This is a genomic window from Cupriavidus sp. 01L45 (assembly GCF_056399885.1).
Genome location: NZ_JBFTSG010000013.1, coordinates 102030 through 118227 on the forward strand (window position 1 = coordinate 102030; position 16198 = coordinate 118227).

At 68.9% G+C, this 16198-nt stretch carries 10 protein-coding genes; 4 read left to right on the forward strand and 6 right to left on the reverse strand.

What is annotated here, in order from left to right; all coding sequences use genetic code 11:
- Positions 1 to 276 precede the first annotated feature (276 nt).
- The 3 genes from uvrA to AC1DT6_RS11440 all read left to right on the forward strand — a co-directional run bounded on the left by uvrA (position 277) and on the right by AC1DT6_RS11440 (position 8105).
- Positions 277 to 6135 (forward strand): excinuclease ABC subunit UvrA, encoded by a 5859-nt coding sequence (gene uvrA / locus AC1DT6_RS11430; RefSeq protein WP_477114692.1) that lies wholly within the window; start codon positions 277 to 279, stop codon positions 6133 to 6135.
- Between the two features lie 195 nt (positions 6136 to 6330).
- A complete protein-coding gene (locus tag AC1DT6_RS11435; protein WP_477102601.1) occupies positions 6331 to 6627 on the forward strand; it encodes a hypothetical protein in 297 nt (98 codons plus the stop codon).
- A gap of 284 nt (positions 6628 to 6911) precedes the next feature.
- Positions 6912 to 8105: a pyridoxal phosphate-dependent aminotransferase gene (locus AC1DT6_RS11440; protein ID WP_441636256.1), complete on the forward strand. Its 1194-nt coding sequence runs from the start codon at positions 6912 to 6914 to the stop codon at positions 8103 to 8105.
- A gap of 99 nt (positions 8106 to 8204) precedes the next feature.
- Here AC1DT6_RS11440 and AC1DT6_RS11445 read toward each other — a convergent pair whose 3' ends face one another.
- The 5 genes from AC1DT6_RS11445 to AC1DT6_RS11465 are packed head-to-tail and all read right to left on the reverse strand — an operon-like array spanning position 8205 to position 13628.
- A complete protein-coding gene (locus AC1DT6_RS11445; RefSeq protein WP_477114693.1) occupies positions 8205 to 9701 on the reverse strand; it encodes an efflux transporter outer membrane subunit in 1497 nt (498 codons plus the stop codon).
- An 11-nt stretch (positions 9702 to 9712) separates the two neighbouring features.
- A complete protein-coding gene (locus AC1DT6_RS11450) occupies positions 9713 to 10891 on the reverse strand; it encodes an ABC transporter permease (protein WP_441636252.1) in 1179 nt (392 codons plus the stop codon).
- Positions 10888 to 11895, reverse strand: a complete 1008-nt coding sequence (locus tag AC1DT6_RS11455; RefSeq protein WP_477114694.1) for an ABC transporter ATP-binding protein — start codon at positions 11893 to 11895, stop codon at positions 10888 to 10890. Before AC1DT6_RS11455 ends, AC1DT6_RS11450 begins: the two co-directional genes overlap by 4 nt.
- The gene (locus tag AC1DT6_RS11460; RefSeq protein ID WP_441636248.1) at positions 11892 to 12902 is read right to left on the reverse strand and encodes an HlyD family secretion protein; all 1011 of its coding nucleotides are present in this window, start codon (positions 12900 to 12902) and stop codon (positions 11892 to 11894) included. The genes AC1DT6_RS11455 and AC1DT6_RS11460 overlap by 4 nt, the downstream gene beginning before the upstream one ends.
- Positions 12903 to 12929: 27 nt before the next feature.
- Complete coding sequence (locus tag AC1DT6_RS11465) at positions 12930 to 13628, reverse strand: TetR/AcrR family transcriptional regulator (protein ID WP_441636246.1); 699 nt, start codon at positions 13626 to 13628, stop codon at positions 12930 to 12932.
- A gap of 210 nt (positions 13629 to 13838) precedes the next feature.
- Here AC1DT6_RS11465 and AC1DT6_RS11470 point away from each other — a divergent pair, with 210 nt between their 5' ends.
- On the forward strand, positions 13839 to 15248 hold the full coding sequence (locus AC1DT6_RS11470) for a carbohydrate porin (protein WP_441636244.1): 1410 nt from the start codon (positions 13839 to 13841) through the stop codon (positions 15246 to 15248).
- 95 nt (positions 15249 to 15343) lie between these two features.
- On the opposite strand, the gene queF is transcribed toward AC1DT6_RS11470, so the two are convergent.
- Positions 15344 to 16177, reverse strand: coding sequence for an NADPH-dependent 7-cyano-7-deazaguanine reductase QueF (gene queF, locus AC1DT6_RS11475; RefSeq protein WP_045240848.1), 834 nt, complete (start codon positions 16175 to 16177; stop codon positions 15344 to 15346).
- Positions 16178 to 16198: the final 21 nt, after the last annotated feature.

Below are 16198 nucleotides of genomic sequence, written 5' to 3' on the forward strand. Positions count from 1 at the left end.
TGTGTCCCCATTTCCTCCTGACACCGTGCTGTCAGGAGATGTCAGGGCCACACGTTGCCGCGCGGCACGCCGCCGCCCTTCGGGATACGATAGCGGCCTGACCGAACCAATGCCGCGCCTTTGAGGTGCGCGGTGCTGTGGGCAGTACCCGGCGCAGCGCCAGGCGGGCGCAACGGGATTGTCCGTCCGGCACCCGCGCCCGGCCCTCCGCCGCCCGCACGTCGCACCCCGCTCGCAAGCATTCCGCCAGCCACCCGCATCAAAAGGACGCAACCCATGTCATCCGGTGTCATCCGTATCCGCGGAGCCCGTCAGCACAATCTCAAGAATCTCGACCTCGACCTGCGCACCGGCGAAATGACCGTGGTGACCGGGCCGTCGGGCTCGGGCAAGTCGAGCCTGGTGTTCGATACGCTCTACGCCGAAGGGCAGCGGCGCTACGTCGAGACCTTCAGCGCCTACGCGCGCCAGTTCCTGGACCGGATGGACCGGCCGCAGGTGGACCGGGTCGACGGCGTGCCACCGGCCATCGCCATCGACCAGACCAACCCGGTGCGCAGCTCGCGCTCCACGGTCGGCACCATGACGGAGCTCAACGATCACCTGAAGCTGCTGTACGCGCGCGCCGCCGAGCTGTTCGACCGCCAGACCGCGCAGCCGGTGCGGCACGACTCGCCGGAGACCATCTACGCCGAGCTGCGGGCACGCGCCGCGCAGGCGCCGGACGGCGATCCCCGTCTGGTCGTGACCTTCCCGGTGGAACTGCCGGAAACCACTACGGACGCCGAGATCGAGCAGTGGCTGTCCGTCAGCGGCTATACGCGGGTGCAGGCGCAGCGCGTGGTGGCGTCGCCCACCGGGCCGCGCAAGGTGCTCGACGTGGTGGCCGACCGTTTCCGCCTCGGCAATACCGAGAAGGTACGGGCGCTGGAAGCCATCGAGGCCTCGCTCAAGCGCGGCAGCGGCCGGGTCAACGTCTATGTGCCCGACGCTGCCAATGAGGGCGCGGAGCCCCAGGTATGGCGCTTTTCCACCGGCCTGCATAGCCCGGAGAGCGATATCCGCTATGCCGATCCACAGCCGGCCTTGTTCTCCTTCAACTCCGCCTACGGCGCCTGCGAGACCTGCCGCGGCTTCGGCCGCGTGATCGGCGTGGATCTCGGGCTGGTGATTCCGGACGAGCGCAAGACGCTGCGCGGCGGCGCCATCAAGCCGATGCAGACGCCGGCCTGGAAGGAGTGCCAGGACGACTTGATGCGCTACGCCGCCAAGGCGGGCATCCCGCGCGACGTGGCCTGGTCCGGCCTGACCCCGGCCGAGCGGGCCTGGGTCATCGACGGCTCGCCGGACTGGAACGGCAAGTGGAATACGCACTGGTATGGCGTCAAGCGCTTCTTCGACTACCTGGAGTCGAAGGCGTACAAGATGCATATCCGCGTGCTGCTGTCCAAGTACCGCAGCTATACGCCGTGYGAGACTTGCGGCGGCGCGCGGCTCAAGACGGAGGCGCTGCTGTGGCGCCTGGGCAGCAAGCCGGGCGCCGACGCCGTGTGCGCGCCGGAAAAACGCTTCCTGCCGCGCGGCGTGGACTGGGACCGCACGCAGCTCGAAGCGCTGCCCGGCCTGACCGTGCATGACCTGATGCTGATGCCGATCGAGCGCATCCGCAGATTCTTCGACGAACTCACGCTGCCGAGCCTGATGCTCGACGACGCGCTCAAGCTGCTGCTGGCCGAGGTGCGCACGCGCCTGAAATACCTGTGCGACGTGGGCCTGGGCTACCTCACGCTGGACCGCCAGAGCCGCACGCTGTCTGGCGGCGAGGTGCAGCGCATCAACCTCACCACCGCGCTGGGCACTTCGCTGGTCAAGACGCTGTTCGTGCTCGACGAGCCGAGCATCGGCCTGCACCCGCGCGACCTGAACCGCATCGTCGAGGCCATGCATCGCCTGCGCGATGCCGGCAATACGCTGGTGGTGGTGGAGCATGATCCTTCGGTGATGCTCGCTGCCGACCGCCTGATCGACATGGGCCCCGGCCCGGGCGAGCGCGGGGGCAACATCATCTTCGACGGCACGCCGGCCGCTATCCGCGGTTCGGGCACGCTTACCGGCGAGTACCTTGCCGGGCACCGCCAGGTGACCGATCTCTCCCGCTGGGAACCGCGCGCGGTGGATGCCGCCACGCCGCGCATCGTGCTGGAAGGCGCGAGCGAGCACAACCTGCGCGACGTGACCGTGGAGATTCCGCTGCAGCGGCTGGTGTGCGTGACCGGCGTGTCCGGTTCGGGCAAGTCCACGCTGCTGCAGGACGTGCTCTATCCCGCCATGGCGCGCCAGTTCGGCAAGTCCACGGATGCCCCCGGCGCCTTCCGCGGCCTGACCGGCGCGGAACAGGTGGCCGATGTGGTGTTCGTCGACCAGTCGCCCATCGGCAAGACCGCGCGCTCCAACCCGGCCAGCTATGTCGGCGCCTTCGACGAGATCCGCAAGCTGTTCGCCAAGGCGCCGATGGCGCTGCAGCGCAGCTATACCGCGGGCATGTTCAGCTTCAACTCCGGCGACGGGCGCTGCCCCACCTGCGGCGGCTCGGGCTTCGAGCACGTCGAGATGCAGTTCCTCTCCGACGTCTACCTGCGCTGCCCGGACTGCGATGGCCGGCGTTACCGCGCTGAAATCCTTGAAGTGAAGATCGAGCGCGCACTGCCGGGCGAAGCGCCGCGCGCGCTCAGCGTGGCCGATGTGCTTGAGCTGACCGTGAGCGAAGCCGTGGCGTATTTCGCCGGCGATGCGGCGGTGCTGCGTGTGCTGCAGCCGATCGTCGACGTGGGCCTGGAGTACGTCAAGCTGGGCCAGCCGGTGCCCACGCTGTCGGGCGGCGAGGCCCAGCGCCTGAAGCTGGCCGGCTACCTGGCCGAGACCGCGCAGGCAAGCAATACGCGCGTCAAGCCGATGCCGTACGAGTGCAAGCTGTTCATGTTCGACGAGCCCACCACCGGGCTGCACTTCGACGATATCGCCAAGCTGATGCGCGCCTTCGGCAAGCTGCTGGACGGTGGGCATTCGCTGATCGTGATCGAGCACAACCTCGACGTGGTGCGCGCCGCCGACTGGATCATCGACCTCGGTCCCGAGGGCGGCGACGCCGGCGGCGAAGTGCTGTGCGTGGGCACGCCGGAAGATGTCAAGCGCTGCGCGGACTCGCATACCGGCAAGGCGCTGCTGCAGTACGACCGCGCCGTGGGCCATGCCTTCGTGGCCGAAGATGCCGGCGTGCCGTTGCAGGCTGCCTTGCGCGCGGCGCGCGCGCGCCGCGCCATCGAGGGCGAGGACGTGGTGCGCATCGTCAACGCGCATGAGCACAACCTGAAGGCGCTCAACGTCGATATCCCGCACGGCAAGTTCAACGTCATCACGGGGGTGTCCGGCTCGGGCAAGTCCACGCTCGCGTTCGACATCCTGTTCCATGAAGGGCAGCGCCGCTACCTTGAATCGCTCAATGCCTATGCGCGCTCCATCGTGCAGCCCGCCGGGCGGCCGGAGGTGGATGCGGTGTACGGCATCCCGCCCACGGTGGCCATCGAGCAGCGCCTGTCGCGCGGCGGCCGCAAGAGCACGGTGGCGACCACCTCCGAGGTCTGGCACTTCCTGCGGCTGATGTATGTGAAGCTGGGCATCCAGCATTGCATCCACGACGGCACGCCGGTCACCTCGCAAAGCCCCGAGTCCATCGCCGCGCAGCTGCTGCGCGACTACAAGGGCCAGCACGTTGGCCTGCTGGCGCCGCTGGTGGTCAACCGCAAGGGTGTCTATACCGACCTGGCCAAATGGGCCAAGGCGCGCGGCAATACGCACCTGCGTGTCGACGGCGAATTCCTGCCGGTGGACCCGTGGCCGCGCCTGGACCGTTTCCGCGAGCACACCATCGAGCTGCCGGTCGGCGACATCATCGTGTCCGCGGACAACGAAGCCGCGCTGCGCGCGATGCTGGGCCAGGCGCTGGAAGCCGGCAAGGGCGTGATGCACCTGCTGGCACCGCTCGATGGCCTGCAGCACGCGATGGGCAATGGCGGCACCGCCCGCGTCGGCAGCACCACCGTGTTCTCGACCAAGCGCGCCTGCCCGGTGTGCAGCACCAGCTATCCCGAACTGGACCCGCGCCTGTTCTCCTACAACAGCAAGCACGGCTGGTGCACCAGCTGCGTCGGCACGGGCCTGACCCTCACGCGGGAGCAGCGCGCGGTCTACGACGATACCGTGATGGCCGACGACAATCGCGGGCGCGAGCAGACGCTGCCTTCCGAGCAGCAAGAGCCCGATGACGTGGCCGATACGCCGTGCGCGGATTGCGGCGGCACGCGGCTGAACCCGGTGGCGCGCGCGGTGACGTTCGACGCGCACCCCATCGTGGAAGTGGCGCAGTGGACGGTCTCCGATACGCACCGCTGGGTGCAGGGCCTGCGCCTCGCAGGCCGCGAAGGCGAGATCGCGCGCGACGTGGTGAGCGAGATCCGCAGCCGCCTGCAGTTCCTGGAAGAAGTCGGCCTGGGCTACCTCAGCCTGGACCGCGCCGCGCCCAGCCTCTCCGGCGGCGAGGCGCAGCGCATCCGGCTTGCGGCCCAGCTCGGCAGCAACCTGCAGGGTGTCTGCTACGTGCTCGACGAGCCCACCATCGGCCTGCATCCGCGCGACAACCAGATCCTGCTCGACGCGCTGCGCAAGCTCGGCGAGAAGGGCAATACGCTGGTGGTGGTGGAGCATGACGAGGACACCATCCGCCGCGCCGACCACATCATCGACATCGGCCCCGGCGCCGGCAAGCGCGGCGGCMGGCTGGTGGCGGAGGGCGGCGTGGCSGCGCTGKCGGCCRSMCCGGAATCGMYSACCGGCCAGTTCCTGGCACGGCCGATCCTGCATCCGCTGCAGCCGCGCCGCGCGGTGAAGCCGGAGGGCAAGGGCAGCGAGGCCGTGCCCGGGCGCTGGCTGACCGTGCATGGCGCCAAGCTGCACAACCTGCGCAACGTCACCGCCAGCATCCCGCTGGGGAGGCTGGTGGCCATCACCGGCGTCAGCGGTTCGGGCAAGTCCACGCTGGCGCGCGATGTGCTGATGGCCAACTTGCTCGACGCGGTGGGCCGTTCGGTCATGTCGTCGCCGGCCACGCGGCGCGCGCGCAAGGCGGCCGGCAGCGAGGCGCCCGCGCGCTCGCAGGCCACGGCACGCCCCGAGCCGCGCCGCAAGCTGGAGGTCACGCACGACTGGCAGGGCTGCGACAGCATCACCGGCTTTGAGAGCATCGACCGCGTGCTGGAAGTCGACCAGACCCCGATCGGCAAGACGCCGCGCTCTTGCCCGGCCACGTACATCGGCGTGTGGGACACCATCCGCAAGCTGTTCGCGCAGACGCTGGAAGCCAAGGCGCGCGGCTATTCCGCCTCGCGCTTTTCCTTCAACACCGGCGACGGCCGCTGCCCGGCCTGCGAAGGCCAGGGCGTGCGCACCATCGGCATGAGCTTCCTGCCCGATGTGAAGGTGCATTGCGACGTCTGCCACGGCCAGCGCTTCAACCCGGAAACGCTGGCGGTCACCTGGCGCGGCAAGAACATCGGCGACGTGCTGACGATGGAGATCGACGAGGCGGTGGCGTTCTTCTCCGCCATGTCCAATATCGCGCACCCGCTGCAGCTGATGAAGGATGTGGGCCTGGGCTACCTGACGCTGGGCCAGCCGTCGCCCACGCTGTCCGGCGGGGAGGCGCAGCGCATCAAGCTGGTGACCGAGCTGTCCAAGGTGCGCGACGACATCACGCGGCGCGGGCAGCAGGCGCCGCACACCCTGTACGTGCTGGACGAGCCGACTGTCGGACTGCATATGGCCGACGTGGCCAAGCTGATCCGCGTGCTGCACCGGCTGGCGGACGGTGGCCACAGCGTGGTGGTGATCGAGCACGACCTCGATGTGATCGCGGAAGCCGACTGGATCCTCGACCTGGGTCCCGAAGGCGGGGTGGCTGGCGGCGGCATCGTCGCGGCTACCGACCCGGAGGGGCTGGTGCGGGTGCGGGCCAGCCATACCGGCGCGGCGCTGGCGCCGGTGCTGGCGCGTGGCAAGCCGGCCGGCAAGGCGGCGGCCTGAGGCGTCCGGTGGCGCAAGATGGCCAGGCCGGCTCTCGCCGGCCTGCCGGAAAGCGAGGCCGCGGGCGGTTTTCACCCGGCGGCCCCGGTAGCTGAGACAATGACGGATTCAGCAACTGGTGGCCGCCGCCGGTCCTGCCGTTCGCCCATGAGTCGGGGCGGCCGGGCAGACCATGCGTCGCCGCCGTGTGACAGCGTGATCGAAAAGACTCTTTCTCCCATCCTGGCGGCGTTATGGCTCGGCCTGGCCAGTCCGGCCCTGCTGGCGGCACCCGCCGCCGCGTCGGACGCAAGCGGCGTGCGCGCGCCGGCCAAGGCCGGCACGCGCGCCGGCCGCACGCCGACATCGCAGGCCGCCCAGCAAGCCGCCAACGCGCCGTCAGTCAATCACGACCAATACGCACTGCGCCCCGAGCGCGACGTGCAGCCGCGCAGCAGCTTCGGCCTGCGCATGAAACCCGGCTGGCAGCAGCAGGACGATCCGGGCCGCTAGAGGGCGGCTCCCGGTCCGCTCCGGTGCTGCGATGCCGCGCATCGCATGCCACGCCAGCGCCGTGCTCAGCCCCTGGCAAGGATGCCATGGCGCACGGTCAGGTCGGGCGAACCTTCGATATGACGCAAATGTCCGGTGATCGGCGCGGTGGCGTCGGATGCAGGCGTGGTCAGTCGCGGCATTGACCCGCAAGGGTGCCTTTGCGGTACGCTTTCTCACCTGCCGCTCGGGCCGACTCTCACGGCATCCGGACCGGCATGACCCCCACACCACCAGGAGTCCAGATGTCCGTCAGCCCGACCGGCTTTGTGCCCGCCCCGGCCGCAGCCCGCGCCACCGTCCATGACCTGCGCGCTTCGCGCATCCGCGAGGTGGCTAACGCAGGCATCGGCCTGCCCGATGTGCTGCCCTTCTGGTTCGGCGAATCCGACCAGATCACGCCCGCCTTTATCCGCGATGCCGCTAGCCATGCGCTGGCCGGGGGCGCCACCTTCTACACGCACAATCTCGGCATCGCCCCGCTGCGCGGCGCGCTGGCCGAGTACGTCAGTGCGCTGCATGGTGCGACGGCGCCCGATAACGTGGTGGTCACCAGCGCGGGTGTCAACGCGCTGATGCTGGCGGCACAACTGGTGGCCGGGCCCGGCGACCGCGCCGTTGCGGTCACGCCGCTCTGGCCCAACCTGGTGGAGATTCCCAAGATTCTCGGCGCCGAGGTGGAAACCGTCTCGCTCGATTACGGCGCGCATGGCTGGACCCTGGACCTCGACAAGCTGCTGGCCGCGCTGACGCCCGAAACGCGCCTGTTGATGATCAACTCGCCCAACAATCCCACCGGCTGGGTGATGTCGCGCGCGGACCAGCAAGCGGTGCTGGCGCATTGCCGCCGCCACGGCATCTGGATCATTGCGGATGAAGTCTATGAGCGGCTGTACTACGGTACCGGCGATGGYGCCGTCGCGCCGTCCTTCCTGGATATCGCCAGCCGCGACGAGCGGGTGATCTGCGTGAACTCCTTCTCCAAGGCGTGGCTGATGACCGGCTGGCGCCTGGGCTGGATGGTGCTGCCGGCGGCGCTGACCGACGATCTCGGCAAGCTGGTCGAGTACAACACGTCGTGCGCGCCTTCCTTCGTGCAGGAAGCCGGCATCGTGGCGGTGCGCGAGGGCGAGGCTTTCACCCGCGAACTGGTCGGGCGGCTGCGCGCGGCGCGCGATCACCTGGTGGGTGCGCTGGCGGCCGTGCCGGGCGTGGATGTGCATGCGCCGGAAGGGGCGATGTATGTGTTCTTCCGGCTTGCGGGCGCGGGTGACAGTCTTGCGTTGTGCAAACAGCTGGTGCGCGAGGCTCGGCTGGGACTGGCGCCGGGGAGTGCGTTCGGCGAGGAGGGGGAGGGGTTTGTGCGCTGGTGCTATGCCTGCGATCCGGCGCGGCTGGACGAAGGCGTGCGGCGGTTGCGCGGGTTCCTGGGACGCTGAGCGGCTTCGCCGCGATATGGCGTGGTTGCGGGCACGATCCGCCAACCCGGCGCGAAGCGATCTGCCACGCTCCTTCTCGCGGGCGCCACCGGGCGTCGACTATCGCGCGGCTGACTCCTGCGGTTGCCACCAGCCGCCGCCCAGTGCCTGCAGCAGCGCCGCGGAATCGGTGAAACGGCTTGCGGTGGCCTGCGCCAGGGCGAGCGCAGCCTGCCGGTATTGCCGTTCGGCATCGAGCACGGCAAGCTGGCTGACTCCGCCAAGACGATACTGGCCCGACACCACGGCAAGCGTATCGGCCGCCTGCCTGGCGCTGTCGGCGCGTGCTTGCAGCGTGTTCGCATCCGCTTCCAGCGCGCGCAGTGCATCGGCCACTTCGCGCAGGCCCGTCAGCACCGTTTGCTGGTAGGCCGCCAGCGATTGCTCGTAGGCGGCCTCGGCGGCGCGCTTGCGCGCCACCAGCTCGCCGCCGCGGAACACCGGCTGCACCAGCCCCGCGGCCAGCGACCACACGTTGAGGCTGCCGAACAGGTCGCGCACGGACAGGGACTGCGAACCGGCGTTGCCGGATAGCGTCAGCTGCGGATAGAGTTGCGCCGTGGCCACGCCGATGTTGGCCGATGCCTGGTGCAGCAGCGCTTCGGCCGCGCGGATGTCGGGGCGCCGTTGCGCCATCGTGGAGGGCAGGCTGAGCGGCAGCGTGGCGGGCAGCGTGAGATCGGCCAGGCGGAATTCGGGCAGGTCGGCACTGGCCGGCGCCTGTCCCAGGTACACCGCAAGCTGGTGGCGYGTGGCCGCGAGTTGTTGCGCGAGGCCTGGCAGCAGGGCCTGGCTCTGCGCCAGTTCGTTGCGCTGGCGCTGCACGTCGACCTCCGCCACGCCGCCGGCGCGCAGGCGCTGCCCCGCAATATCGAGCTGGCGCTGCTGGGCCCGCACGATGGCCTCGGTGTCGGCGATCTGCGCGCGCAAGCCGGCCTCGCGGATCGCGGCGGTGGCCACGTTGCCGGCCAGCGTCAGGCGCGCGGCTTCCAGTTCGAAACGCTGGTAGTCCACCGCCGCGCGCAAGCCCTCCAGCTCGCGCCGCTGGCCGCCGAACAGGTCGAGCGTGTAGGAGATTTCCACGCTGGCGCCATACAGCGTGAACGGCCCCGGACTGGGAAAGGCGGTAATGCCCAGCGAGTTGAAATTGACCTGCTCGCGGGTAGTGTTCAGCCTGGCGTCCACGCGCGGCAGCAAGCGCGCGCCGGTGGTGGCCGCCAGCTCCTGGCGCGCCTGCTCGATGCGGGCCTGTGCCTGCGCCAGCGTCGGGCTGGCGTCCAGCGCCGCGCGGATCGTGCGGTCCAGCGCCGGGCTGCGGAACAGCGCCCACCATTGCGCCGGCACGTCGCCGCCACTCTCCAGCACCTGCGCCTGGCCGTGCGGCACGTCGGCGGCGCTGGTGCGCTCCGGTTGCGTGCCGGCGGTGTAAGCCGGCACCGCGGGCGCGGCCGGCACGGTGAAATCGGGGCCGACCGCGCAGGCCGTCAGTGCGGCCGCCGCCAGCATGGCGAGGGCCGTGCGGTGCGAGGTGATCCGGCGTTGTGGCGAGGCTTGCATGGCAGGCTCCCTCAATCGAGCGTGCGGCGATAGAAACGCACCGCAATGGTCATGACGACTAGCGTGAACAGCGCCATCGGCCACACGTTCGGCCATAGCTCGGTCCAGCCGTTGCCCTTGAGCAGGATGCCGCGGACCAGGCGGTTGAAGTAGGTCATCGGCAATACGTTGCCGATGACCTGCGCCCAGCGCGGCATGCCCTGGAAGGGGAACATGAAGCCCGACAGCAGGATGTTCGGCAGGAAGTAGAAGAAGGTCAGCTGGACCGCCTGCAACTGGTTCTGCGCCAGCGAGGAGAGGGTGATGCCCACCGTCAGGTTGGCGGCGATAAAGAGCAGCGCCGACAGGTAGACCGCTACCACCGAGCCGACGAAGGGCACGCCAAATACCCAGCGCGCGGCCAGCAGGATGATGGTGGACTGGATCAGGCCGATGAAGATGTAGGGGATGATCTTGCCGGTGATCACCTCGAGCGGCCTGACCGGCGTGGCCAGCAGGTTCTCCATGGTGCCGCGCTCGCGCTCGCGGGTCATCGCCAGGCCCGTCATCATGACCATCGTCATGGTCAGGATCACCCCCATCAGGCCGGGGATGATGTTGTACTGCGTGAGGCCTTCCGGGTTGTAGAGCCGCTGCACCTGCACGTCGAAGGGCGGCTTGCCGCCTGCCAGGTGCGCCAGCGCGCCCTGCAGGTCCCTGTCCGCCACCGAGAGCGGCAGCTGCGACAGCGCGGAGATGGCCATGCCGGTGGCGGAAGGATCGGTGGCGTCCGCCTCGACCAGCAACGAGGGACGCTCGCCGCGCAGCAGCCGGCTGGTGAAATCGGCCGGGATGCTGAGCACGAACTGCACCTCGCCCTTCATCAGCGCCTCGCGCCCGGCGGCTTCGTCGGGCAGGGTGCGCACCACGTCGAAGTAGGTGGACGTCTGCATGGCGGCGACGAAGGTGCGGGTGAACTCGCTCTGGTCCGCGGCGATCACCGCGGTGGCCATGTGGCGCGGATCGCTGTTGATGGCGAAGCCGAACAACATCAGCTGGATGATCGGCAGCCCGACGATCATGCCGAAGGTCACGCGGTCGCGGCGCAGTTGCAGGAACTCCTTGAGCACGATGCTCCACCAGCGGTCCAGGGAGAACGAGAAGCGGTCGCCGTTGCCGGCGCGCACGTTGCTTGCATTGCCGCGCTTCATGTCCTGGCCTCCTTGCGGCTGCCCTGGCCGGCGACGCGCATGTTGTCCTCGGCCTGGCTCATCATGTGGATGAAGACATCTTCCAGGCTGGTTTCGATCGGCTCGATCCGGTGCTGCGGGCCGGCGATGCGGCGCAGCGTGGCTTCAAGCGCCGGCGCGTCGTGCCCGGTGACATGCAGCGCGCTGCCGAACACCACGGTTTGCTCCACGCCGGGCGCGCCCTGCAACTGTTCCGACAGCGCGGAGAGCTGTTCGCCCAGCACGCTCCAGGTGACCAGCTTCTGGCTGGCGACCACTTCATTGGCCGTGCCCTRCGCCAGCAGTTTGCCGTAGGCGATGTAGGCCAGCTTGTGGCAGCGCTCGGCCTCGTCCATGTAATGCGTGCTGACGAGGACCGAGATGCCGCGGGCTGCGAGCTGGTGCAGTTGCGCCCAGAAATCGCGGCGCGCCTTGGGGTCGACCCCGGCGGTGGGTTCGTCGAGCAGCAGCAGTTCGGGCTCGTGCAACAGGCAGGCGGCCAGCGCCAGGCGCTGCTTCCAGCCGCCCGAAAGCGAGCCGGCCAGTTGCTGCGCGCGGCTGGCGAGGCCGAGGTCTTCGAGTGCCCGGTCCACGACCTCGCGGCGCCCTGGCATGCCGTACACGCGCGCCACGAAATCCAGGTTCTCGCGGATGGAGAGATCGTCCCAGTAGGAGAACTTCTGCGTCATATAGCCCACGCGCCGCTTGATCTCGGCGGTCTCGCGCAGGATGTCGTACCCCAGGCAGGTGCCGGAGCCGGAGTCCGGCGTCAGCAGCCCGCACATCATGCGGATCGAGGTGGTCTTGCCGCTGCCGTTGGGGCCGAGGAAGCCGAAGATCTCGCCGCGCGCCACCTGCAGGCTGAGGTTGTTGACCACGTGCTTGTCGCCGTAGTGCTTGTTGATGTCGTGCACGTCAATGGCCAGGCCGGTTGTTTCACCGGGCTGGCCGTTGCGCGGTGCGGTGTCGGCAAGGGGCGCGCTCATGGCCTTGCCACCTCGACCGGCTGGCCCGGATGGAGCTTCGGCGCATCGGCCGGCGCGGGACGTGCTTCCACCAGGAACACCAGCTTGCGGCGTGTTTCGTTGCTGTAGATCACCGGCGGCGTGTATTCGGCCTGGTTGGCGATGTAGCTGATGGTGGCCGCGACGGGCGCGGCGCAGCCATCGCAGCGCACGCGCACCGTCTCGCCCTGCTTGAGGGCGCCGACCACCGTCTCCGGCACGTAGAAGCGCACCTTCACGTTGCCCGGCGGCAGCAGCCGCACCACCGGGCTGCCGGCGGGCACCCAGTCGCCCAGGCGGAAGGGCGTGTCGTAGACCAGCCCGGCCTGCGTCGCGCCCACGGTCTTGCGCGACAGCTTCCACTCGGCCTGCGCTAGCGCGGCGCGCGCGGCGGCCACCTGGGCTTGCTGCGCGGCCTGCTGGGCGGTACGTCCCGGCAGCAGGGCCACGTCGATATCGCGCTGCAGTTCGCGCACGCGGGCGGCATCGGTCGCGGCGGTGGCGCGGCTGTCTTCCAGTTGCGCCAGCGCGATCCCGCCGATGGCGTACTGCGCCTCGTCGCGCTTGCGCTGCGCGGCGCTGCGTGCCGCGGCGGCCTGAGCCTGCGCGAGCTGCGCGCGGCTCACGTCCACTTCGGGCACGCGCTTGCCGGTTTGCAGGTCGGCCAGCTGCGACTCTGCCGCGCGCATCTGCTCCTCGGCCTGCTGGCGCGCCGCGCGTTCGTCCTCGGCTTCCAGCGCGAACAACGGCGCGCCGCTGGCGACCTGCTGGCCGCGCTGGACCGAGAGCCGGTCCAGGCGCCCGGCGAAGGGCGAGGCCACGCTGACGAATTCGCCTTCCACATAGCCTTGCCATGAAGGCGGCGCCTTTTCGCTGCAGGCACTCAGCAACGCGGCGCCGATGACCGCAGCCGGCGCGGCTGCCCGCCACGAGCGCGCGGCCCGGCGCGTGGCGGAGGCGGAAGGATCTTGGGAATGGTGGCGTGGCATACGGGCTCCGTGGCTGGCGGGCTGGATTCAGGCAGAGGGCGGCGGCGCGATCTGCGCCTGCGGCGACACGGCCAGGCCATGCGCCAGGAGCGCGCTGACGTGGCGCACCAGTGCCTCGCTGTCGATGGCTTCGGCACCGGGCAGGCGGCGCCAGATATGGGTGGTGGCCAGCGGCAGAAGCGTCAGGCCGATCAGCGACACCATCAGCAGCGCAGGCTCCAGTCCGGGGTTGATCTCGCCGCGCGCGCGCGCGGCGGCCAGCGGGGCGATCACCAGCCCGGCGCGCTGCATCGCGATCTTCTGCAGCACGCGCTGGTGCAGTTGTCCGTCGGCACCGACGATCTCGCGGATCCACAGGCCCGGGAACCATGGGGTAGCGGCTGCGGTGCGGATCAGCCGGCCGGCGATGCCCACCAGCATGGCGGCGGGGTCGGCGCTGTCGGCCACGGCGGGCAGGAACACTTGTTCGACCAGGGGCTGCAGGCGCTCGTCGACCACCGCATCGAGCAACTGGTCGCGGTCGCGGAAGTAGTAGTGCACCAGCGCCGGCGTGACGCCGGCATGGGTGGCGATGGTCTTGATCGCCGTGGCGGCCACGCCGCGTTGCGCGAACAGTTCGGTGGCGGCATCGAGCAACTGCTCGCGCTGGCCGGCGTTCCCCGCTTTGGCGGCGGCGGGGCGGCCGGGACGGCGGCTGGCGGGCGGATTGTCTGCGGCAGGGGGCATGGCTGGCTCCGGGCTATGCAGACAATATTAATTTTCTAATTAATTAATTCAAGGGCGGTTACAAAGTCGACAGACGGCAACTTCGGGAGTGGATATATTGCGTTGCAGCAATGCAAGGTAGACATGTCATATAGGCTTGGCTATGCTTCGTGCGCCAGTCGGCGGGGCACTTATCCTTCACCCGCCCGCCGCTGTTTCTCCGGATTTTTCATGTTGCTTCGTCGCTTCCCAGCCGCCCCGGCGCGGCCACGCCTGTCTTTTGCCTCTCGCCTGGCTGCGGCTGCCCTGTCGCTGGCAGGCCTGGGCGGCATGGCGTCGATACCGGCGCTGGCGCAGGAGCAGGGCGCGGCAAGCGGCGACGTGCCTGTGCAGGCGGATGCCCCGGAGAACTTCGCCTTCCACGGCCAGGCCACTTATATCTGGCAGCGCAAGCCGTCCTTCGGCGCGGCTTACTCGGGCACCAACAGCCTCGCCACGGAGCGTGCCAAGAGCTATTCCTTCAGCAGCACGCTCGATCTCGGCGTGCGCCTGTGGCGCGGCGCGGAGTTCCATTTCAACCCGGAAGTGACGCAGGGGGTGCCGTTCTCGGAGTTGCACGGACTGGGCGGCTTGTCGAATGCCGAACTGGCCAAGGTGTCGAGCACCAGCCCGGTGTTCTACCGGGCGCGCGCTTTTATCCGGCAGACCTGGGGCCTGGGCGGCGGCAGCGAGCAGCTGGATGCCGACTTCAACCAATTGGCCGGCAGCGTCGACAAGCGCCGCGTGGTGCTGACCGCCGGCAATTTCGGCGTGCTCGACGTCTTCGACCAGAACGAGTACGGTTCCGACCCGCGCACCCAGTTCATGAACTGGTCGTTCCTGACGCACGGCTCCTTCGACTATCCGGCGGATGCGCGCGGCTACAACTGGGGCGTGGCGCTCGAGTACATTGGCGACGCCTGGTCGGTGCGGCTTGGCCGTTTCCTGCAGCCGCTGGAGTCCAACGGGCTGGAGCTCGATACACGGATGTTCGAGCACTATGGCGACATCCTCGAATTCGAGAAACGCTACAGCCTGGCGGGCAAGCCTGGCGTGGCGCGCCTGCTGTTCTGGCGCAACAAGGCGCGCATGGGCAGGTTCAGCGATGCGCTGCAGCTTGGCGCCGCCACCGGCACCACGCCGGACCTGGCCGATGTGCGCGAGGAACATGCCAAACTTGGCGTGGGCTTGTCGGTGATGCAGCGCGTGAACGATTCGCTCGGCGTGTTCGCGCGCGCCAATATGTCCGACGACAAGACAGAGACCTATGCCTTCACCGAAATCGGCCGCCAGGTAGCCGCCGGCGGCGTGCTTAACGGCAATGCGTGGGGACGGCCGCGCGATGTGGTGGGCCTGGCCATGTCGGTGAACATGCTGGGCTCGCACCACCAGGCCTATCTGGCCGCGGGCGGTCTGGGCGCATTCCTGGGCGACGGTGCGCTCAGGTACGGGCCAGAGCAGATCGTGGAACTGTTCTACAGCTTCCAGCCGGTCAAATACCTGAGCATCAGCCCGGACTTCCAGTACATCCGCAATCCCGGCTATAACCGCGACCGCGGCCCGGCGAAGTTCTACGGCGTGCGCCTGCACGCGGAGTTCTGAACCGCCGGGGCTTGCTCAGTTGCCCCGACTTTGTCAGCAGTCTGAAAGCCCGGCGCATGTGCCGGGCTTTCTCCTTTGCTGCACGGCTTGCGGCATCACTGCCGTGCATTGCGCCGGTTGTCCGGCCACGGCGTGTTGAAGTTGGTGCGGAACGGATTGATATCCAGCCCGCCGCGCCGCGTGTAGCGGGCATAGACCGCCAGCTTCACGGGCTTGCACTGGCGCAGCACGTCGGTGAAGATCCGCTCCACGCATTGCTCGTGGAACTCGTTGTGGTTGCGGAACGAGATCAGGTACTTGAGCAGCGCTTCCTGGTTGATCGGCGCGCCCACGTAGCGGATCTGCACGCTGCCCCAGTCCGGCTGGCCGGTCACCAGGCAGTTGGACTTGAGCAGGTGCGAGACCAGCGTTTCTTCCACCGGCGATTCGTCCTGGCTCGCGTGCAGCAGGTGCGGCGCCGGTTCGTAGATATCGGTCTCGATGTCGAGCCGGTCCAGCAGCAGGCCATCCAGCTCACCCATCTTCTGGGTGCCCAACTCGGCTTCGGTCACCAGGCGAACCTGCACCGTGCCGCCGGTGGCTTCGGACAGGTCGTGGTGCAGCAGTTGCTGCAGCGCTTCGGGCGAGGCGATCTTGCTCTGGTTGAACGAATTCAGGTAGAGCTTGAACGACTTGGATTCGACGATATTGGGCGTGTCGGCGGGAATGATGAAGCTGGCCAGCGCCACCTGCGGCTTGCCCTTCATGTTCAGCCACGAGAGCTCGTACGCGTTCCAGATGTCCACGCCGAAGAACGGCAGCGCGCGGCCCTCGGCCAGCCCGATCTCGGTGCGCTTGGGCTGGCGCGGGATGGGGAACAGCAGGGTGGGGTCGTACTCGGTCTTGTAGGCCGAGGGTTTGCCTAGCGGCGATTGTTCGGGAAGGCTCATGGTTGCCTCGCGTGTGGCTCC

Bases quoted from the DNA above. Each gene is read 5' to 3' on its own strand.
- AC1DT6_RS11450 (WP_441636252.1), bottom strand. From the start codon at position 10,891: ATGAAGCGCGGCAATGCAAGCAACGTGCGCGCCGGCAACGGCGACCGC.
- AC1DT6_RS11460 (WP_441636248.1), bottom strand. From the start codon at position 12,902: ATGCCACGCCACCATTCCCAAGATCCTTCCGCCTCCGCCACGCGCCGG.
- AC1DT6_RS11465 (WP_441636246.1), bottom strand. From the start codon at position 13,628: ATGCCCCCTGCCGCAGACAATCCGCCCGCCAGCCGCCGTCCCGGCCGC.
- AC1DT6_RS11470 (WP_441636244.1), top strand. From the start codon at position 13,839: ATGTTGCTTCGTCGCTTCCCAGCCGCCCCGGCGCGGCCACGCCTGTCT.
- queF (WP_045240848.1), bottom strand. From the start codon at position 16,177: ATGAGCCTTCCCGAACAATCGCCGCTAGGCAAACCCTCGGCCTACAAG.